Raw genomic sequence first — 19794 nt, forward strand, 5'->3', positions numbered from 1 at the left:
ACGGGGTTTGTGACGCGCGCCACATAGGCTTTCGGCCGTCCGGCCGGGATTTCATCGCGCGATGCGCTTCGGTGCGTATCCCTTGCGCTCTTTCCCGGTCGGTCGCTTTCCGCTGCGCCAATTCACTTATTTTTTGATTGTCGACCACATATCGCGTATACAGCCGTGCGCGCGCATTCCCTGACCTGACCGCCAGGGGGGCGCGGGTGCGATGACGCCCGCGCTCGGGCGGTTTCCAGGGGGAAACACATATGAAGATCGCCTTTTTGATCAACAATGCCTTCGGCATCGGCGGCACCATCCGCTCCACGACGAACCTCTCGGCCGCGTTCGCCGACCGGCACGACGTCGAGGTCGTCAGCGTCCACCGCTCCCGCGACGAACCGGCGCTTGCGTTCGACCCGCGGGTCCGCCTGACCTCGCTGATCGACCTGCGGGAAGGAGGCCCCGGCTTCGAGGGCGACCACCCGCTCACCAAGCTGCCCGGCACGATGTTCCTCTACAGCGGGGCCACCGGGAATGTGCCCTACACCGCGCTGCAGGACGAACGCATCGGCGGCTTCCTCGCCCGTACCGAGGCCGACGTGGTCATCGCCACCCGCCCGGACCTCAACGGCTACCTCGCCCGCGACGGCCGCCGCCGCTGTCTGCGCGTCGGCCAGGAGCACCTGAGCCTCGACCAGTACCGGGAACCGCTGCGCGCGAACCAGAACGAGGCCATCGCCGGACTCGACGCCTACGTCACCGTCTCCGAGGCCGACGCCGCCCTGTACCGCGCCGCCCTGCCCGACGTCGACACCACCATCGTGTGCGTGCCCAACGGTGTCCAGGCCTCCGCCGTCGAACGGTCCACCCTGGACTCCCAGGTCATCGTCGCCGCCGGCCGGCTCATCCCCATCAAGCGGTACGACCGGCTGGTGAACGCCTTCGCCAAGGTGGCCGCCGAACACCCCGGCTGGACCCTGCGGATCTACGGGCGCGGCCCGCAGAAGGAGAACCTGCGGGAGCAGATCGACCGGCTCGGGCTGCACGACCGGGCCTTCCTCATGGGAGCGGTCTCACCGATCGAGACCGAGTGGGCCAAGGGTGCCGTCGCCGCCGTCTCCTCCGACATGGAGTCCTTCGGCATGACCATCGTCGAGGCCATGCACTGCGGGGTCCCCGTCGTCGCCACCGACTGCCCGCACGGCCCCCGCGAGATCATCACCGACGGCGAGGACGGCATCCTCGTCCCGCTCGACGGGGACGTCGACGCCTACGCCGGCGCGCTGCAACGCGTCGTCACCGACGAGGCGCTGCGCGAGCGGCTCGGCAAGCAGGCTCTCGCCAAGGCCGACGCGTTCGCGCCCTCCGTCATCGCCCGCCGCTACGAGGACCTCTTCGAGGAGCTGTCCAGGTCCCGGCGCCGCAGGTGGGACGGCGCCGCCCGGCTGAGGCGGCTCGCGGTCCGTGTCGTCCGGCCGCGTCCCGCGAAGGCCGCTCCGGCCGCCGAGGTCGGCGGGAGCGCTCCCACGTTCTCCGCGCACACCCGCGCCACCGCCGACGGCGGCTTCCTCGTCCGCCTCGACCCGGCCGGGTTGCCCACCGGGCCCCTCGACCTCGTCGCCCGGCTGCGCCGCGACCCCGGCAAGCGGCAGATCCGCGTACCGGTCCTGCCGAGCGCCGACGCGCCGGACACCGTGGCGCAGGCGGCCCTCCACCCGGCCGAGCTCACCTTCGCCGAGGGCCGCTGGGACTGCTACGTCGCGCCGCGCGGCTCGAACAAGCGGGTGCGGCTGAGCGCCCGACTGGTCGAGCAGGCCGCGCTGGTCGGGCGGGTGCCGAGTGTCGACCGGCGGGGAGTGAGGGCGTGGATTCCGTACCCGACCGCCGACGGGTTCCTCGCGCTGCGGACGTGGCTGCGGCCCGCGCACGCGGAGATCGACACCGTCGAGGTGGGGGAGGGGTCGATGACCGTGACCGCGACGCTGTACGGGGCCGCCGCTCCGGTGGAGGAGGAGGCCGTGGTTCGGGTCGTCTCCCGGACCGACACCGCGTACGACTTCTCCGTGGCCGCGCGGGCCGTGCGGGAGCGGGGGTTCCGGTTCACCGTTCCGTACGGCGAGATCATGGCCCGGCGGAGTGTCGAGCACGATCTGTGGGATCTGCGGCTGGACACCGTGCCGGTGGGGCGGATCGGTGGGGATGTGGTGGAGCGGCGGAAGACCGATCTGGTGCCTGGGCGGGTGTTCGACCACGTTGAGCGGGGGCGGACTCGGGTGCGGCCGTACTTCACCGTGAACAACGAGCTGGCGTTCAGTGCGAAGGATGTTGACCAGGGCGCCTGGTAGCTCGGGGGTTCGGGTGGGTTGGCGGGTGCGGGTTCGTTGGGGGCTTGTCGCGCAGTTCTCCGCGCCCCTGAAAGCCCAGGCCCTGCGCGGCGGGAGGGCCCCCACCCACCCGCACCCCGCAACGAATCCGTACCGCCCTCTAACTCTTCCGGTGGCCGATCAACCGCGGCTTCTGGTTGAGGCCGTCCAGGCCGTGCCAGGCCAGATTGACCAGGTGCGCAGCCACCTCGGCCTTCTTCGGGCGTCGGACGTCCAGCCACCACTGGCCCGTGAGGGCGACCATGCCGACCAGGGCCTGGGCGTAGAGGGGGGCCAGCTTGGGGTCGAAGCCGCGGTTCTTGAACTCGCGGCCGAGGATGTCCTGCACCTGGGTGGCGATGTCGGAGATCAGCGAGGCGAAGGAACCCGTGGACTGGGGGATGGGGGAGTCCCGGACCAGGATGCGGAAGCCGTCCGTGTACTCCTCGATGTAGTCGAGGAGGGCGAAGGTGGCCTGCTCGCAGAGTTCGCGGGGATGGCCGGCCGTGAGGGAGCTGGTCACCATGTCCAGGAGGCGGCGCATCTCGCGGTCCACGACGACGGCGTACAGGCCCTCCTTGCCGCCGAAGTGCTCGTACACCACCGGCTTGGAGACCCCCGCCTTGGCGGCGATCTCCTCCACCGACGTGCCCTCGAAGCCCTTCTCGGCGAAGAGGGTGCGACCGATTTCCAGCAGTTGCTGACGGCGCTCGGCGCCCGTCATCCGGGTGCGGCGCGCACGCCGCGGCTTCTCGTTGCTCGGGGTGCTGCTGGAGTCGGTCGCCACGGCGTCAATCATGCCGCCTCGGCGGGTGCCTTCCGCTGCCCGGAGCCGTCCTCACCCGTCTTACGCCGGGAATCGATACGCGAGCGTGACGGCCAGCGGACGTCGTACGCCCAGCCGAACACTTCGAACCAGCGGATGAGCCGCGCGGAGGAGTCCAGCTGGCCGCGCTCCACACCGTGCCGGGCGGAGGTGGGATCGGCGTGGTGGAGGTTGTGCCACGACTCGCCGCAGGAGAGGACCGCCAGCCACCACACGTTGCCCGAGCGGTCGCGGGACTTGAAGGGGCGCTTGCCGACCGCGTGGCAGATCGAGTTGATCGACCAGGTCACGTGGTGCAGCAGCGCCACCCGGACGAGCGAGCCCCAGAAGAACGCGGTGAACGCGCCCCACCAGGACATCGTCACCAGCCCGCCGATCAGCGGCGGCAGGGCGAGGGAGAGGATCGTCCAGTAGATGAACTGACGGGAGATCGCCCGGAGTGCCGGGTCCTTGATCAGGTCGGGGGCGTACTTCTCCTGGGAGGTCTGCTCCTCGTCGAACATCCAGCCGATGTGGGCCCACCACAGGCCCTTCATCAGCGCGGGGAGCGTCTCGCCGAAGCGCCACGGTGAGTGCGGGTCGCCCTCGGCGTCGGAGAACTTGTGGTGCTTGCGGTGGTCCGCCACCCAGCGGACCAGCGGGCCCTCGACGGCCATCGAGCCGGCGATCGCCAGCGCGATCTTCAGCGGGCGCTTGGCCTTGAACGAACTGTGCGTGAAATGCCGGTGGAAGCCGATCGTGATGCCGTGGCAGCCCAGATAGTAGAAGAACACCAGCAGGCCGAGATCCAGCCAGCTCACGCCTCCCCAGCTCCAGGCCAGCGGCACCGCGGCGAGGACCGCGAGGAACGGGACGGTGATGAAGAGGAGCAGCGTGATCTGCTCGATCGAACGCTTCTGCTCGCCGCCCAGCGTGGCCGACGGCGAGCGGGAGTCGGTCGCGGCGGAGCCTGGCGAGCCGTCTGCGTTCGGGGCGTCTTCGATCACATCGGACCTTGTGCTCATGGGCGTCCCCTGGGGGGTCGAGGGTGGAGAGAGGGGGGAAATGCCTGTGGTCAAGAGCGTGCGGGGGTCACCTGTCGGCTTTCCCTACGGTTCCGTAACCTACGGCATCGTAAGTATGGCAGCGCGGTGCCGGGCGGCAAGAGCCGACCTGTCCGCGCGTCCAGGTGTGGCGGGCGGGCCCGGTGGACAGGTGGCACTCAGTGCCGCAAAAGTGGCACCCGTCGCCGGAGGTGCCCAGGTGGACGCCTATCCTGGACTCGGTCGGACAGCGCGGTCCGCTCTGAAACCTGCCCGGAAGCCAGGGCCCGCACAGCGGCCCCAGCCGCCGGGTCCCCGCCCGGGTTCCCCTCCGGACGAGCTTCAACACTGCAAGGAGCCGCACCTGTGAGCAGTGCCGACGACCAGACCACGACGGTCAGCAGCGAGCTGCGCGCCGACATCCGGCGCCTGGGTGACCTGCTGGGCGAGACCCTCGTACGGCAGGAGGGCCCCGAACTCCTGGAACTGGTCGAGCGTGTCCGCCGCCTGACCCGCGAGGACGGCGAAGCCGCCGCCGACCTGCTGCGCGGCACCGAGCTGGAGACCGCCGCCAAGCTCGTCCGTGCCTTCTCCACCTACTTCCACCTGGCCAACGTCACCGAACAGGTGCACCGGGGCCGCGAGCTGAGGGCACGCCGTGCCGCGGAGGGCGGCCTTCTCGCCCGTACGGCCGATCGCCTGAAGGACGCCGACCCCGAGCACCTGCGTGAGACGGTCGGGAACCTCAACGTCCGCCCCGTCTTCACCGCCCACCCCACCGAGGCCGCGCGCCGGTCGGTCCTCAACAAGCTCCGGCGCATCGCCGCGCTGCTGGAAACCCCCGTCATCGAGTCCGACCGCCGCCGCCACGACACCCGGCTGGCCGAGAACATCGACCTCGTCTGGCAGACGGACGAGCTGCGCGTCGTGCGCCCCGAGCCCGCCGACGAGGCCCGCAACGCCATCTACTACCTGGACGAGCTGCACGCCGGAGCGGTCGGCGACGTCCTGGAGGACCTGACGGCCGAGCTGGAGCGGGTCGGTGTGACGATCCCCGACGCGACGCGCCCCCTCACCTTCGGCACCTGGATCGGCGGCGACCGCGACGGCAACCCCAACGTCACCCCCCAGGTGACCTGGGACGTCCTCATCCTCCAGCACGAGCACGGCATCAACGACGCCCTCGAACTCATCGACGAGCTGCGCGGCTTCCTCTCCAACTCCATCCGCTACACCGGCGCCACGGAGGAACTGCTCACCTCGCTCCAGGCCGACCTCGAGGCCCTGCCCGAGATCAGCCCCCGCTACAAGCGCCTCAACGCCGAGGAGCCCTACCGCCTCAAGGCCACCTGTATCCGGCAGAAGCTGGAGAACACCAAGCAGCGCCTGGCCAAGGGCATCCCGCACCACGACGGCCGCGACTACCTCGGCACCGCCGAACTGCTCCTCGACCTCACCCTCATCCAGACCTCGCTGCGCGAGCACCGCGGCGGCCTCTTCGCCGACGGCCGGATGAACCGCACGATCCGCACGCTCTCCGCCTTCGGCCTCCAGCTCGCCACGATGGACGTCCGCGAGCACGCCGACGCCCACCACCACGCCCTCGGCCAGCTCTTCGACCGCCTGGGCGAGGAGTCCTGGCGCTACGAGGACATGCCCCGCGAGTACCGCCACAAGCTGCTCGCCCGCGAACTGCGCTCCCGGCGCCCGCTGGCCCCGACGCCCGCGCCGCTGGACGCCGCCGGTGCCAAGACCCTCGGCGTGTTCGAGACCGTCAAGAAGGCGCTGGCCGTCTTCGGCCCCGAGGTCATCGAGTCGTACATCATCTCGATGTGCCAGGGCGCCGACGACGTCTTCGCCGCCTCGGTCCTGGCGCGCGAGGCGGGGCTCATCGATCTGCACGCCGGCTGGGCCAAGATCGGCATCGTTCCGCTGCTGGAGACGACCGACGAGCTCAAGGCCGCCGACACGATCCTGGAGGAGATGCTCGCCGACCCCTCCTACCGGCGGCTCGTCGCCCTGCGCGGTGACGTTCAGGAGGTCATGCTCGGCTACTCCGACTCCTCCAAGTTCGGCGGCATCACCACCTCGCAGTGGGAGATCCACCGCGCCCAGCGCCGCCTGCGCGACGTCGCCCACCGCTACGGCGTACGGCTGCGGCTCTTCCACGGCCGTGGCGGCACGGTCGGCCGTGGCGGAGGTCCCTCGCACGACGCGATCCTCGCGCAGCCGTGGGGCACGCTGGAGGGCGAGATCAAGGTGACCGAGCAGGGTGAGGTCATCTCCGACAAGTACCTCGTCCCGTCCCTGGCCAGGGAGAACCTGGAACTGACGGTCGCCGCCACCCTCCAGGCCTCCGCCCTGCACACCGCCCCCCGCCAGTCCGAGGACGCCCTGGCCCGCTGGGACGCGGCCATGGACCTGGTGTCCGAATCCGCCGAATCGGCCTACCGCCGGCTCGTCGAGGACCCCGACCTCCCCGCGTACTTCTTCGCCGCCACACCCGTGGACCAGCTCGCCGACCTGCACCTGGGGTCCCGGCCCTCACGCCGCCCCGACTCTGGTGCCGGACTCGACGGTCTGCGGGCCATCCCGTGGGTGTTCGGCTGGACCCAGTCACGGCAGATCGTGCCCGGCTGGTTCGGCGTCGGTTCCGGCCTGAAGGCGCTGCGCGAAGCAGGCCTGGACACCGTGCTCGACGAGATGCACACGCAGTGGCACTTCTTCCGCAACTTCCTCTCCAACGTCGAGATGACGCTGGCCAAGACGGACCTGCGGATCGCCCAGCACTACGTCGACACCCTCGTCCCGGACGAGCTCAAGCACGTCTTCGCCACCATCCGGGCCGAGCACGAGCTGACCGTCCGCGAGGTCCTGCGCATCACCGGCGAGGACAAGCTGCTCGACGCGGACCCCGTCCTCCAGCAGACCTTCTCCATCCGCGACGCCTACCTCGACCCCATCTCCTACCTCCAGGTCGCCCTGCTCAAGCGCCAGCGAGACGCTGCCGCTGCGGAGGAGGAGGCCGATCCGTTGCTGGCGCGTGCGTTGCTCCTCACGGTCAACGGGGTGGCTGCGGGCCTGCGCAACACGGGCTGACCCGGGAGGTTCGTTCCGATCGTTCTCGGCTGACGGTCCGGTGGGGCTTCTCGCGCAGTTCCCCGCGCCCCTGAAAAGCAGGGGCTGCGCCCCTTGCTTTTCAGCCCACCGGCCACCGGACCGTCAGCCGCGAACCTGCCTCAGAGCGCCACCCAGGCCGCCGTGATCAGCGCGACGCCCAGCCCGCACAGCACCCACGCCGCCCGCACCATCCGCAACCCGCCCGCCACGACCACCGCCGCCAACAACAGCGCCCCACCCAACGGCACCCAGGCGTGCAACAGGCCCGCCGGGCCCGTTCGTACGACATCGCTGCTGCCCGGCTTCACGACGACGGTGTACGTCTTACCCGTCTCCACCGCCACCGACCGCTCGATGTCGACCCGCTCCCGGGCCTGCGAGCCCGTCGACACCGGCTCGTACGGTCCCCAGCAGACCTCGTCGGCGCACCGGGACACCGTCAGCGTCCCTTGCTCGCGCCCCTTGCTCAGCATCACGTGCTGGGCGCAGCCCCAGGAACCCCACACCCCGGCGATCAGGATCAGCACCGCGATCGCGCCCATGGCCGCCAGCCTTCCGTACCGCAGCGCGACCGACGCGCCGCCGGCCGGGCGCGGACGGCGCCGTGAGCGGTGCGCGGGGGCTTTGGTGGCAGGCATGGCGGGGATCATTGGCCATGGCACGGCGGTCGGTCAACTCCCGCAGGCCGACGCGGGGATCGGATGAATGGTGACTTGTCCGGATCAGCTCAGGAGTTGTACGTCCCCTGTGCCCGCTCCAGCCCCTCGATCACCAGGCACTCCACCGCGTCCGCCGCCCGGTCCAGGAAGTAGTCCAACTCCTTGCGCTCGGTGGAGGAGAAGTCCTTCAGCACGAAGTCGGCGACCTGCATCCGGCCCGGAGGGCGACCGATCCCGAACCGCACACGGTGGTAGTCCGGGCCCATCGCCTTCGTCATCGACTTCAGTCCGTTGTGACCGTTGTCACCGCCGCCGAGCTTCAGTCGCAGCGTGCCGTAGTCGATGTCCAGCTCGTCATGGACCGCGACGATGTTCGCCACCGGCACCTTGTAGAAGTCCCGCAGAGCAGTCACCGGCCCGCCCGAGACATTCATGAACGACATCGGCTTGGCGAGGATCACCCGGCGGTTCGCAGGCCCCGGAGGCCCGATCCGCCCCTCGATGACCTGAGCCTGCGCCTTCCCGGCCCGCTTGAACCTCCCCCCGATCCGCTCGGCCAGCAGATCGGCCACCATGAAGCCCACGTTGTGCCGGTTCGCCGCGTACTCGGGCCCGGGGTTACCGAGGCCGGCGATGAGCCAGGGCGCACTCGGATCGGTCGTCACGTCCATGTCTCCTTGATACGCGCCAGCCGCTGCCCCCAGAAGGGAACAGCGGCTGACGAACCGATGACAGAGCTTGAGGATCAGGCCTCGGCGGCCGCGTTGCCCTCGGCGTCCTCCGACGGCTCCTCCGCCTGGGCGGACAGGACCTGCAGGACGACCGCGTCCTCGTCCGTCGCCAGCGTGGTGCCCTTCGGCAGCGGGATGTCCTTGGCCAGGATGGCGGCGCCGGCCTCCAGGCCCGCGATGGAGACGGTGACCGACTCGGGGATGTGCGTGGCCTCGGCCTCGACGTTCAGCGTGCTCAGCACGTGCTCGAGCAGGAAGGCACCCGGAGCCAGCTCGCCCTCGGTGTGGACGTAGACCTCGACGTTGACCTTCTCGCCACGCTTGACGAGCAGGAGGTCCACGTGGTCGAGGAAGCCCTTGATCGCGTCGCGCTGCACGGCCTTCGGGATCGCCAGCTGGGTCTTGCCCTCGATGTCCAGGCTGAGCAGGACGTTCGGGGTGCGCAGGGCGAGCGTCAGCTCGTGACCCGGCAGGGTGATGTGCACCGGGTCGGCACCGTGGCCGTAGACCACGGCGGGCACCTTGCTGGCACGGCGGATACGGCGGGCGGCGCCCTTGCCGAACTCGGTGCGGGTCTCGGCTGCGAGCTTGACCTCGGCCATGTTCACTCCTCGTAGAACTGGGGAAAGGTGGTCACCCGGCCAAACCATCGGCCTGCTACGAAGAGCGCGTCGATAACGGACCGCCGTACACACACGTGTACGGCCTCCCTCGCCGAGCAACTGTGACAGCTTACGCAACGGGAAGGCCGTACAAGAAATCGATCTAGAGACGACTGTCAGTGCTCGTCGAAAAGGCTCGTCACCGAACCGTCCTCGAACACCTCGCGCACCGCGCTCGCGATCGTCGGTGCGATCGACAGCACCGTGATCTTGTCCAGCTGCAGCTCGCCCGGGGTCGGCAGGGAGTCCGTGAACACGAACTCGCTCACCTTCGAGTTCTTCAGCCGGTCCGCCGCCGGACCCGACAGCACACCGTGCGTCGCCGTCACGATGACGTCCTCCGCACCGTGCGCGAACAGCGCGTCGGCCGCGGCGCAGATGGTCCCACCGGTGTCGATCATGTCGTCGACCAGGACACACACCCGGCCCTTGACCTCACCCACGACCTCGTGGACGGTCACCTGGTTCGCCACGTCCTTGTCGCGCCGCTTGTGCACGATCGCCAGCGGCGCGCCGAGACGGTCGCACCAGCGGTCGGCCACCCGCACCCGGCCCGCGTCCGGCGAGACGACCGTCAGCTTGTTCCGGTCCACCTTCGCGCCCACGTAGTCCGCGAGCAGCGGCAGCGCGAACAGATGATCCACGGGACCGTCGAAGAAGCCCTGGATCTGGTCCGTGTGCAGGTCCACGGCCAGAATCCGGTCCGCACCCGCCGTCTTCATCAGGTCCGCGACCAGACGCGCCGAGATCGGTTCACGCCCGCGGTGCTTCTTGTCCTGGCGGGCGTAACCGTAGAACGGCACGATGACGGTGATCGAGCGGGCCGACGCACGCTTCAACGCGTCGATCATGATCAACTGCTCCATGACCCACTTGTTGATCGGAGCCGTGTGGCTCTGGATCAGGAAGCAGTCCGCACCACGTGCCGACTCCTCGTAGCGGACGTAGATCTCGCCGTTCGCGAAGTCGAAGGCCTTCGTCGGGACGACCCCGATACCCAACTGCTGGGCGATCTCCTCGGCAAGCTCGGGGTGGGCGCGGCCGGAGAAGAACATCATCTTCTTCTCGCCGGTCGTCTTGATCCCGGTCACAGCACTGTCTCCTCAGAGGTTCTCAGCCGGGCACGCGGAAGCCGCTGGCTCAGCTGGGGTGCGGGTGTGCAGTTATCACGGTACGACGTCCTTGGCGCACCCGTTTCCGGTCAGCCTTTGCTTTCGCCCTCCAGGGAAGCCTTCTCGGCGGCTTTGGCCGCCGCGCTCCCCGGACGCTTACGAGCCACCCAACCCTCGATATTCCGCTGCTGGCCACGGGCCACGGCCAGCGAACCGGGCGGCACATCCTTGGTGATCACGGACCCGGCGGCGGTGTACGCACCGTCCCCGACCGTGACAGGCGCCACAAACATGTTGTCCGAACCCGTCTTGCAGTGCGACCCGACGGTGGTGTGGTGCTTGCTCTCCCCGTCGTAGTTCACGAACACGCTCGCCGCGCCGATGTTCGAGTACTCGCCGATGGTGGCGTCACCGACGTAGGACAGGTGCGGGATCTTCGTCCCCTCGCCGATGTTCGAGTTCTTCGTCTCGACGAACGTGCCGATCTTGGACTTGAGGCCGAGACGGGTACCGGGACGGAGGTACGCGTACGGCCCCACGCTCGCCTGCGGCCCGATCTCGGCACCGTCCGCCACCGTGTTGTCGACGCGCGCGCCGGCCCCGACCCTCGTGTCCTTCAGCCGGGTGTTCGGACCGACCTCCGCGCCCTCGGCGAGGTGTGTGGCGCCCAGCAGCTGGGTGCCCGGGTGGACGAGCGCGTCCTGCTCGAACGTGACGGTGACGTCGACCCAGGTGGTGGCGGGGTCGATGACGGTCACCCCGGCGAGCATGGCGTCGGTGAGCAGCCGGTCGTTGAGGATGCGCCGGGCCTCGGAGAGCTGCACGCGGTTGTTGATCCCGGCGATCTCGCGGTGGTCGCCGGCGACGGAGGCCCCGACCCGGTGCCCGGCCTCGCGCAGGATCCCGAGGACGTCGGTGAGGTACTCCTCGCCCTGGCTGTTGTCGGTCCTGACCTTCCCGAGGGCGTCCGCGAGGAGCTGGCCGTCGAACGCGAAGACCCCGGAGTTGATCTCACGGATCGCGCGCTGCGACTCGGTGGCGTCCTTGTGCTCCACGATGGCCGTCACCGCACCGGAGGCGCCGTCGCGGACGATACGGCCGTAGCCGGTGGCGTCCGGGACCTCGGCGGTCAGCACGGTGACGGCGTTGCCGTCGGTGGAGTGGGTGGCGGTGAGGGCCCGCAGGGTCGCGCCGGTGAGTAGGGGGGTGTCGCCGCAGACGACCACGACCGTCCCGTCGACGACCCCGCCCAGTTCTTCGAGCCCCATCCGCACCGCGTGCCCGGTGCCGTTCTGCTCCGCCTGGACCGCCGTACGCACGCCGGGGTCGGCCTCGGCGAGGTGCGCGGTGACCTTCTCGCGGGCGTGCCCGACGACGACGACCAGGTTCTCCGGGTCCAACTCGCGCGCGGCGGCGAGGACGTGGCCGACCAGCGAACGGCCACAGATGCTGTGCAGAACCTTCGGTGTGGCCGACTTCATACGGGTGCCCTCACCCGCTGCGAGTACGACGACGGCTGCCGGGCGGGTTGCGCTCACGGGGATGCCCTTCGGCTGTGGATGGGTGGGGTGTGGACATCCGCAGGATACCGGGGCGTTGTGAGGGGGAAATGTGAGTCGGGTCCCGACCCGTTCACTTGGGTGAGGACCCGTCCGTATGAGGCTCCCCCGCCAGGACTCGAACCCGGACAAATGGCACCAAAAGCCACGGTGCTGCCAATTACACCACGGGGGAATGAATTCGATCCAACCGGACATTTGGTCAGGCTGTCGAATGGCGCCTCCTACTATGCCGCACCGGACGCCCTCCATGCGACGGTATAGGTAGGCCACTCGACGTCGCGGACGGCCGGGCAGCAGCACCGCACCTCCCGGCAGTTCGGGGGACGGTTCGGGGGACGGCGGGCGGTTTCGCTTCTCTTCGACAGGGCGGGGCGGTGCGGGCCGGTACGGGAAACTCGCCGGAAAAGCGGCGGCACTCGAACGTAGGCTTGGGTCATGACCACGACGGGGGAAGACCGCACCGGGGCCGGGACGGGGGACAGGGCCGGGCCGTGGTGGTGGGAACGGTGGCGGGGGGCGTTGCTCGACGTTGGGCTGGCGTCGGTGTCGGCGGTCGAGTGCGCGGTGGAGGGTGTCGAGTTCGCGCGGAACGCCGCGTTGCCGGAGGCCGTGGGGGTCGCGTTCGGGGCGCTCGCTGGTTCCGTCCTGCTGGTGCGGCGGATGTGGCCCGTTGCCGTCGTGCTCGTCTTCATCGCTGTCGCGCCCGCTCAGATGGGGTATCTGATGGGGCTCGTCGGGCTGTACACGCTGGCGGCGTCGGAAGCGCCGCGGCGGATCATCGGGGCGCTGTCGGGGATGGCGTTCACCGGGGTGTTCATCGTGTGGTTCGTGCAGGCGACGCAGAGCGACATGCAGGGGGACGGGGCGGTCGGGGGCGGGGACGCGTTCGCGCCGTTCCTCGCGCTGACGATGGCGATCGGGCTGACCGCGCCGCCCGTACTGCTGGGGCTGTACGTCGGGGCGCGGCGGCGGCTGATGGAGAGTCTGCGGGAGCGGGCGGATTCGCTGGAGCGGGAGTTGCAGCTGCTCGCGGAGCGGGCGGAGGAGCGGGCGGAGTGGGCCCGGGGGGAGGAGCGCACCCGGATCGCCCGGGAGATGCATGACGTGGTCGCGCATCGGGTGTCGTTGATGGTCGTGCACGCGGCCGCTCTGCAGGCCGTGGCACGGAAGGATCCGGAGAAGGCCGTGCGGAACGCGGCGCTCGTGGGGGACATGGGACGGCAGGCGCTGACCGAGTTGCGGGAGATGCTCGGGGTGCTGCGGTCCGGGGAGGGGTTCTCCTCGATGGCGCGGGCGGAGCCGGTGCCGGTCGCGGTGCCTCTGGCGGCGGTGGGGGCGGCGGCCGCGGCCGCCGCTTCGCGGGCCGAGGACGAGGCCGGTGAGGGGCCCTGTCTGGCTGAGCTGGAGGTGCTCGTGGGGCAGTCGGCGACGGCGGGGATGGTCGTCGAGCTGTCGGTGGAGGGGGAGGTGCGGGTGTATGCGGCCGAGGTCGAGCAGACGGCGTACCGGGTGGTGCAGGAGGCGTTGACGAACGTGCACAAGCATGCGGCGGGGGCGAAGACGCATGTGCGGCTGGCGCATCGGGCGGCGGAGATCGCGATGCAGGTGGAGAACGGGGCGCCGCCGGAGCCGGGGGCGGCGGGGGCCGCGCGGTTGCCGAGCGGGGGGAACGGGTTACTCGGGATGAAGGAGCGGGTGGCCGAGCTGGGGGGCGTCTTCGTGTCCGGGCCCACCGATGCCGGGGGGTTTCGGGTGTCCGCGGTGATTCCGGCGGCGTAGGGGCGGGGTGCGACCTGTTGCCCGGTCACCCGGCGACTTCCGCCGGGCGCGGGCGGGTTCCACTCACCGGCGCTCGCCGGGTGCCGTTGCGCCCACCCTCCCCCACGCTTGGCTGCGCTCGCGCGGGAGGTGCCCCCATCGCCCCAGCGGCACGACTGCCCGCAGCGAGGCCGGTTTGGGGCGGCGCCGACGTGGACGCCGGGGGTGGCGGGGGACGGCGTGGACCGCGGGGACGGCGGCGACGGCGAGAGCACCGAGGACGCCGAGGGTCATGAGGGCGGCGACGGCGGCGAGAACTTCGTGGACGGCGCGTGCCGCGGGGACGGCGACGGCGGCGAGAACTTCGAGAACTCCGAGGATGCCGAGTGCCGCGGGGACGGCGACGACCGCGCGAACACCGCGAACATCGAGGACACCGAGGACACCGAGGGCCGTGAGGGTGTCGAAGGCGGCTCGCCGGGCGTAGGTCTGTTCAGGTGGCTGTCAGGCGGGTTGGGTCGGTGCCTGTGAGCAGGGTCGTGAGGGCTGTGTCGATGTTGGGGCCGAGGTACCAGTCGCCGGTGTGGTCGAGGGCGTAGGCGCGGCCCTCGGCGTCGATGGCGATGAGGGAGCGGGTGCCGGTCTCGTGGCCGAGGGGGCAGACCTCGGTGTCGAGGGCGCGGCCGAGGTCGCCGAGGGTGCGGGCCATGTGGAGGCCGTGCAGCGGGTCGAGGTGCAGGTCGGCGGGGGCGAGCCGGCGGCCGGGGCCCTGGGCGGTGAGGTGGAGCCCGCCGAACTCGGCCCAGGCCTCGACCGCCGCCGGGAAGACCGCGTGGCGGTGGCCGGCGGGGGAGACGTGCTCGCGGAGGGCGTCGGCCCAGATCTCGGCCCGCTTTATGTCCCAGCGGCCCGGCTGCCAGCCGGCGGCGCGCAGGGCGGCGTCGACGGGGACGGAGAAGCGCGTGGAGGAGGTGCGGTCGGTGTGCATCTGCCCTTTGTTCGTCGGGGGTTCGTCGGCGGTTTGAACTCGGGTCGGGGACGGGGCCGGGACATCGGCTTGTCAGTGGCCCTGCGATCCCGGGGCGGACTCCTCGTTCCGGAGTCCTGGAGCCCTGGAATCTCTGACGCGATCTCCGGGAGACGGGTTCCTGGGCCGGGACGGCCGCCCGGGTCCCGGCTCAGTTCTCCTGTGCCGGGTCCACGATGCGGACGCCGAAGTGGGAGCTGAGCGCCGTGCAGGAGCGGCACGGGGTGGCGAAGGCGCCGTGGAGGGGGTCGCCGTCCTCGCGGATGTGGCGGGTGGTGAGCTTGGCCTGCTTGAGGACCTTGCGGGCCTCGCCGTTGGACATGGGTCTGCGGGCGGCGCGCCTGCTGCGGGCCGCGTCGGCACCGGTGATGTGCCGGGAGATGAGGATGGCCTCGGCGCAGCGGCCGGTGAAGCGGTCGCGCTGCGCGGTGGCGAGGGAGTCGAGGAACTCCTGGACCAGGGCGTGCAGGGGCGGGGCATGGTCGCCGCGTGCGGCGGTGCCGGTGAGGGTCTCGCCGCGCACCGAGAGGGCGGCGGCCACGGTCGGCAGGATGCCGTCACGGCGGTGGAGGAGGGCCGGGGCATGCCGCTGTTCCGCGGTGCTCCAGCCGATGCGAGGGTCGCCCGAAGGCCCCGCCTGCGTCGCGCTCATGGTCGTGATCCCCTCCCGTTGCATCCCCCGCCAGCGGACACAGAGTGCCAAACGGCGTGGCCCGTGCGGAAGCTGGGGCGGTACGACACGCCCGGGCTTCGGCGTTCCGTGAGGGTGGCGTGACGGCTGGTCACGGAACCAGAGGCCCGGTGACCGGTGTCGCCGTACCGCATAGGCTGTCGACAACCGCGATCCGTTCGGTCTCGCGATCGAGTACGGGCAGAACAGGCCATATCGGGGTCTTCTCTGCTGTCGGAGAGCGGTAGGACAGCGACAACGCAGCCAGAACAGGTCACACCAGAACGCCGCAGGGGGCTACCGCCATGACGACAGGTCGGCTCGGGCAGCAAGCCGCGCCGCCGAACGCGGCCTACGCCGGGCAGCTCGTGCAGTTTCCGGACCCGGTCCGGGCCGCGCGTCATCCGGGAGGTGTCCGTGTTGACGAACACGGCTATCCGGACTTCTCGCCCTATGCGCGCGCCGCGGCGGAGATCGCCGATCCCCCGGAGGGGTTCGGGGTGGACGAGCTGCGGTTGACGGACTACGTCTCCGCGAACGCGGCGCTGGCCGCGACGGGGCACGAGCTGTGGGACACGATCCCGCCGGTGGCGACGCCGCACGGCTGGACGTGGCATCACGCGCCGGGCGGCCGGCGGCTGGAGCTGGTGCCGGTCGAGGTGAAGGCGCTGCTGCGGCATCACGGTGGCATCGCGACGGCGCGCGTGGACCAGCACAAGCGGGGCACGCGGCCGTTGCAGGAGACCCGGCCCGCGCACTTCGGGCTGCCGAAGTCGTCGGCGGTGGCGGTGACCGAGATGCAGGTGCAGGGGGTCGAGGAGGACCTCGGGTACCGGCTGCCGGGCGCGTACCGGTCGTTCCTGAAGGCGGCGGGCGGCTGCGCCCCCGTCGGGGCGGCGCTGGACGCGGAGCTGGGGCTGCTGATCGACCAGCCGTTCTTCACGGTGCGGGACGAGGCGGCCGTCAACGACCTGGTGTACGTCAACAAGTGCCTGCGGGACCATCTCACCAAGGACTACCTGGCGGTCGCGTTCGCGCAGGGCGGGATTCTCGCGGTGAAGGTCAAGGGCGACCGGATCGGGTCGGTCTGGTTCTGCGCGTACGACGACGCCCGTGACGTCGATCCGTCGTGGCCGCCGGCCGAGCGGGTGGAGCGGTTGCTGCTCCCCGCCGGTGCGGACTTCGACGCGTTCCTGGCCCGGCTGGCGGGCAATCCGCCGGAATTGGAGACGGTGGCCAACCTGATGGTGGACGGTGGCTTCGCACGTTCCGTGCCGGTCGCCGCGGGCGCCGCCGCGTCCTCGGTGGGGGAGTGAGTTTTCGATGGTGACCTTCGCTCAGGCGCAGGAGCGCGCCGAGGAGTGGATCAACGGCGATCTGCCGGCCTACCAGCACCGTGAGGTGCGGGTGCGGGAGTTCGAGCTCGGGTTTGTGGTGTGGGCCGAGGACAGGGCGGACGGCCCGCGTTCCGACGGTGGCGCGCAGCGGCTGGTCATCGCCCGTGACAGCGGGGAGGCCACGCTGTGGCCGTCGCTGGCGGTGGGCGAGGTGATCCGCCGGTTCGAGGAGGAGTACGGCCGTACGGACGCGGCTCCGGCCGCCGCGCCGGCGCCTCCGGCCCGGGTGGATCTGAACCAGACGTCGTTCCTGCTGACTCCGCCGGAGTGGTTGCAGGACGCGGCGGACAAGCTGGGGATTCCGGACCACCGCGCGGGTTCGAGCGCGGGTGCGGGCTCTGGTGCGGGTGCGTCCGACGGCGCCGGGTCCCGTCCGGCTGCTGCCGCCGCCGGTACGGGCGGTTCCGGCTCCGTGGGCGCCAACGGGGTGTCCGGGGGCGCTGGTTCGATGTCCGAGACGCTGCCGGGGCCGGTGGGGCAGTCGCCCTCAACCGGCCGAGGGGTGCCCGCCACGCCGGCCGACGCCACGCCCTGGCCGGCCGCCGCTTCGGCGGACGACGAGGTACGGGACGCGGTGCCGCCGCCGAGGAACACCGAGCCGCAGGACGCGGCGCCGGGGGTGCCCGCCGGGGCGACCCCGTGGGCCGGCACGGACACCAACGCCGATGCCGGGGACGACCGTTCGGTCCCCCTGCCGGAGACGGTGTTCGCACGGCAGTTGTCCGAGGTGAGCGACGAGGACGACGCTCCGGCGCCCAACGCGCTGCCGGACGCCAAGACCGCGCTGATCTCCGGCGGCAGCCGACTTCCCCGGACGACCGTGTCGCCGGCCATGGGCGGCCCCGGCGCGGGCACTCCGCAACAGCAACCGCCGTCGGGTCCGGGCACTCCGCCGCCCGGTGCGCCCTCCTACGGCTATCCGCAGGGACCCGGCGGTCCGCACGGTCCGGGGACTCCGCCGCCCGGTGCGTCGTCGTACGGCTATCCGCAGGGGCCCGGCGGTCCGCAGGGTGCTGGAGGTCCGCAGGGTCCCGGTGGTCCTGGTACGCCGCCGGGCCGTCCGCTGGCGCCCCACGCCGGGGACATCGCCGACGCCGCCACGAGCAAGGCGGCACCGCCTCCGCGCCGGGGCGGAGGGCCGGGTGCGCCGCCGCCTCCGGCCCCGCCCGGCACCCCGGGGACACCGGGCGCCCGTCCGGGCGGCACGCCTCCGCCGCCGTCCGGTCCCGGCGCCCCGGGCACCCCGGCGGGCGGGTACGTGCCGACCCAGCTGGTCTCCTCCCTCGGCCCGAACGGGCCGGAGAGTCTCCCCGGTGCTCCGGGACAGCCCGGTGGGCCCGGTGCTCCCGGCGCTCCCGGCGTGCCGAATCCGCCCGGGGGCACCCCTCCGGGTGGCATGCACCACGCGGCGACGATGCTGGCCGGGCCCGCGGTGGGCGGCCCGGGTGCGCCGCAGCCGCCGGGTCCTCCCGGCGCTCCGGGTCAGCTGGGCGGTCCTGGCGCCCCCGGCGTGCCCGGTGCTCCCGGTCAGCCCGGTTTCCCCGGTGCTCCCGGTCAGCCGGGTGCGCGCGGTCCCGTACACCACGCCGAGACGATGCTGGCCGGGCCGCCGGTCGGCGGTCCCGGTGCGCCCGGGATGCCGCCGGGTGTTTCCCACGGGATGCCCGGACAGCCGGGGCCGGTCGGTCCGCCGATGGGTGCCCCGCCGGCGTACGGCTATCCGCAGCAGCCCACCGGGCAGCCGACCGTCGGCCCCGGCTACCAGGCCGTGCTGCGGTTCCGGGCGCCGGACGGCTCCGAGCAGCAGGTGATCCGGCGTTCGGCGCCGGGTACCCCGCACCCGGAGTGGCAGATCTTCCACGAGCTGCGCGGCCTGAACATCCCGCCGGAGGCCGTGCTGGAGCTGCACACGGAGCTGGAGTCGTGCGAGCTGCCGGGGGCGTACTGCGCGCGGATGATCCGTGAGCAGTGGCCGAACGCGCGCATCACGTCCATCGCCCCGTACGGCAAGGACCATGCGAGCCGGCAGCAGGGCATGGCTCAACTCATCGCGCATCAGGGCGAGTTGCACCAGGTAGCGGACGGTCCGGCACGGCTCGCGCCGGTGCGGGCGCCGTTGCAGCCGGTGCAGCCGGCGCCGCCGATCCCGCCGGAGGCGATCGGGCAGGAGCTGGCGGCGGCGTTCGGGCCGGGAGTGTTCCGGTTCGACCAGCAGGCGGTGTCGCGGCAGGGTGTTCCGCCCATCGTGGCGCACACGCTGGTCGTGGCCGGACTGCCCGCCGACATGGGCCCGTTCTTCTGGGCACAGGCCCAGCCGGGCCGTCCGGTGCCGACGCTCGCGGAGCTGGCGCAGGAGCGGGGTGTGCAGCCGGCGGCCGACGCGGGCTCGTACCTGGTGATGGGCAGCGACTTCGGCAAGGCGCTGTGTGTGCAGTACGGCACGGCGAACATCGTGGCCGTGCCGGTGGAGGCGGGGCCGGGCGGGGCGCCCGTACCGCCGCAGTTCGTGAACACCGGTCTGCCGGAGTTCGCGCGCTGCCTGGCCCTCCTCGGCCGTATGTGGCGACTGCGGTTCGGTCTCAACCAGGAGCAGGCGGGCCGCTGGACCCTCGACTTCCAGGCCCAGCTCGCCGCCCTCGACCCGGCGGCGCTCGCCTCGCCGGAGAGCTGGTGGTCGGTGCTGCTGGAGCAGATGTGGGACGGGTTGCTGTGATCCGTCGCGGCTGACGCCCGCCGCGCCACACGCATGCCGCAAGGGCCCGGCCCGGTCTTCCACGACCGGGCCGGGCCCTTCCGTGTGCCCGCCGACCGTGCCCGCCGACCGTGTGCGCAGTCTCACCCGTGACCCTCGCACGGAGTGTCGCGTTATGAACACTTCTGCCCGATACATCAAGATATGC

15 protein-coding genes and 1 tRNA gene are annotated in these 19794 nt (G+C 71.4%); 6 read left to right on the forward strand and 10 right to left on the reverse strand.

Annotated features, from left to right (window positions below):
• The first annotated feature begins 251 nt into the window (after nt 1–251).
• The gene (locus OG622_RS29680; protein ID WP_371579684.1) at nt 252–2330 is read left to right on the forward strand and encodes a glycosyltransferase family 4 protein; all 2079 of its coding nucleotides are present in this window, start codon (nt 252–254) and stop codon (nt 2328–2330) included.
• Nucleotides 2331–2469: 139 nt separating this feature from the next.
• Here OG622_RS29680 and OG622_RS29685 read toward each other — a convergent pair whose 3' ends face one another.
• Together OG622_RS29685 and OG622_RS29690 are read right to left on the reverse strand one after the other, a co-directional pair.
• The gene (locus OG622_RS29685; RefSeq protein ID WP_371579685.1) at nt 2470–3147 is read right to left on the reverse strand and encodes a TetR family transcriptional regulator; all 678 of its coding nucleotides are present in this window, start codon (nt 3145–3147) and stop codon (nt 2470–2472) included.
• Nucleotides 3144–4178 (reverse strand): acyl-CoA desaturase, encoded by a 1035-nt coding sequence (locus OG622_RS29690; protein ID WP_371579686.1) that lies wholly within the window; start codon nt 4176–4178, stop codon nt 3144–3146. The genes OG622_RS29685 and OG622_RS29690 overlap by 4 nt, the downstream gene beginning before the upstream one ends.
• Nucleotides 4179–4562: 384 nt before the next feature.
• Here OG622_RS29690 and ppc point away from each other — a divergent pair, with 384 nt between their 5' ends.
• Entirely contained in the window at nt 4563–7295 is a 2733-nt protein-coding gene (gene ppc / locus OG622_RS29695) for a phosphoenolpyruvate carboxylase (protein ID WP_371579687.1), read from the forward strand.
• Nucleotides 7296–7435: 140 nt separating this feature from the next.
• Here ppc and OG622_RS29700 read toward each other — a convergent pair whose 3' ends face one another.
• From OG622_RS29700 to OG622_RS29725, 6 genes are all read right to left on the reverse strand, one after another.
• Nucleotides 7436–7966 (reverse strand): hypothetical protein, encoded by a 531-nt coding sequence (locus tag OG622_RS29700; RefSeq protein ID WP_371584258.1) that lies wholly within the window; start codon nt 7964–7966, stop codon nt 7436–7438.
• Nucleotides 7967–8043: 77 nt separating this feature from the next.
• A complete protein-coding gene (pth, locus tag OG622_RS29705) occupies nt 8044–8646 on the reverse strand; it encodes an aminoacyl-tRNA hydrolase (RefSeq protein ID WP_371579688.1) in 603 nt (200 codons plus the stop codon).
• Between the two features lie 74 nt (nt 8647–8720).
• Entirely contained in the window at nt 8721–9308 is a 588-nt protein-coding gene (locus OG622_RS29710; RefSeq protein ID WP_371579689.1) for a 50S ribosomal protein L25/general stress protein Ctc, read from the reverse strand.
• Nucleotides 9309–9484: 176 nt separating this feature from the next.
• Nucleotides 9485–10459 (reverse strand): ribose-phosphate diphosphokinase, encoded by a 975-nt coding sequence (locus OG622_RS29715; protein ID WP_371579690.1) that lies wholly within the window; start codon nt 10457–10459, stop codon nt 9485–9487.
• A 110-nt stretch (nt 10460–10569) separates the two neighbouring features.
• Complete coding sequence (gene glmU / locus OG622_RS29720; protein WP_371579691.1) at nt 10570–12018, reverse strand: bifunctional UDP-N-acetylglucosamine diphosphorylase/glucosamine-1-phosphate N-acetyltransferase GlmU; 1449 nt, start codon at nt 12016–12018, stop codon at nt 10570–10572.
• A gap of 124 nt (nt 12019–12142) precedes the next feature.
• A tRNA-Gln gene (locus OG622_RS29725) sits at nt 12143–12214 on the reverse strand.
• Between the two features lie 263 nt (nt 12215–12477).
• On the opposite strand from OG622_RS29725, the gene OG622_RS29730 reads away from it, so the two are divergent.
• Together OG622_RS29730 and OG622_RS29735 are read left to right on the forward strand one after the other, a co-directional pair.
• Nucleotides 12478–13821, forward strand: a complete 1344-nt coding sequence (locus tag OG622_RS29730; RefSeq protein WP_371579692.1) for a sensor histidine kinase — start codon at nt 12478–12480, stop codon at nt 13819–13821.
• A gap of 219 nt (nt 13822–14040) precedes the next feature.
• Nucleotides 14041–14331, forward strand: a complete 291-nt coding sequence (locus OG622_RS29735; protein ID WP_371579693.1) for a hypothetical protein — start codon at nt 14041–14043, stop codon at nt 14329–14331.
• Here the strand turns inward: OG622_RS29735 and OG622_RS29740 are convergent.
• Nucleotides 14294–14788 (reverse strand): SUKH-3 domain-containing protein, encoded by a 495-nt coding sequence (locus tag OG622_RS29740; protein ID WP_371579694.1) that lies wholly within the window; start codon nt 14786–14788, stop codon nt 14294–14296. The genes OG622_RS29735 and OG622_RS29740 overlap by 38 nt on opposite strands.
• Nucleotides 14789–14978: 190 nt before the next feature.
• Nucleotides 14979–15479 carry a YwqJ-related putative deaminase gene (locus OG622_RS29745; protein ID WP_371579695.1) on the reverse strand — a complete coding sequence of 167 codons (501 nt, stop codon included), beginning with the start codon at nt 15477–15479 and terminating at the stop codon, nt 14979–14981.
• A 323-nt stretch (nt 15480–15802) separates the two neighbouring features.
• Between OG622_RS29745 and OG622_RS29750 the strand changes: the two genes are divergently transcribed.
• Nucleotides 15803–16813, forward strand: coding sequence for an SMI1/KNR4 family protein (locus tag OG622_RS29750; RefSeq protein ID WP_371579696.1), 1011 nt, complete (start codon nt 15803–15805; stop codon nt 16811–16813).
• A 7-nt stretch (nt 16814–16820) separates the two neighbouring features.
• Nucleotides 16821–19607, forward strand: a complete 2787-nt coding sequence (locus OG622_RS29755) for an SUKH-4 family immunity protein (protein ID WP_371579697.1) — start codon at nt 16821–16823, stop codon at nt 19605–19607.
• The last annotated feature ends 187 nt before the right edge of the window (nt 19608–19794 follow it).

Origin of the sequence: Streptomyces sp. NBC_01314 (assembly GCF_041435215.1) — a bacterium.
Lineage (GTDB): Bacteria > Actinomycetota > Actinomycetes > Streptomycetales > Streptomycetaceae > Streptomyces.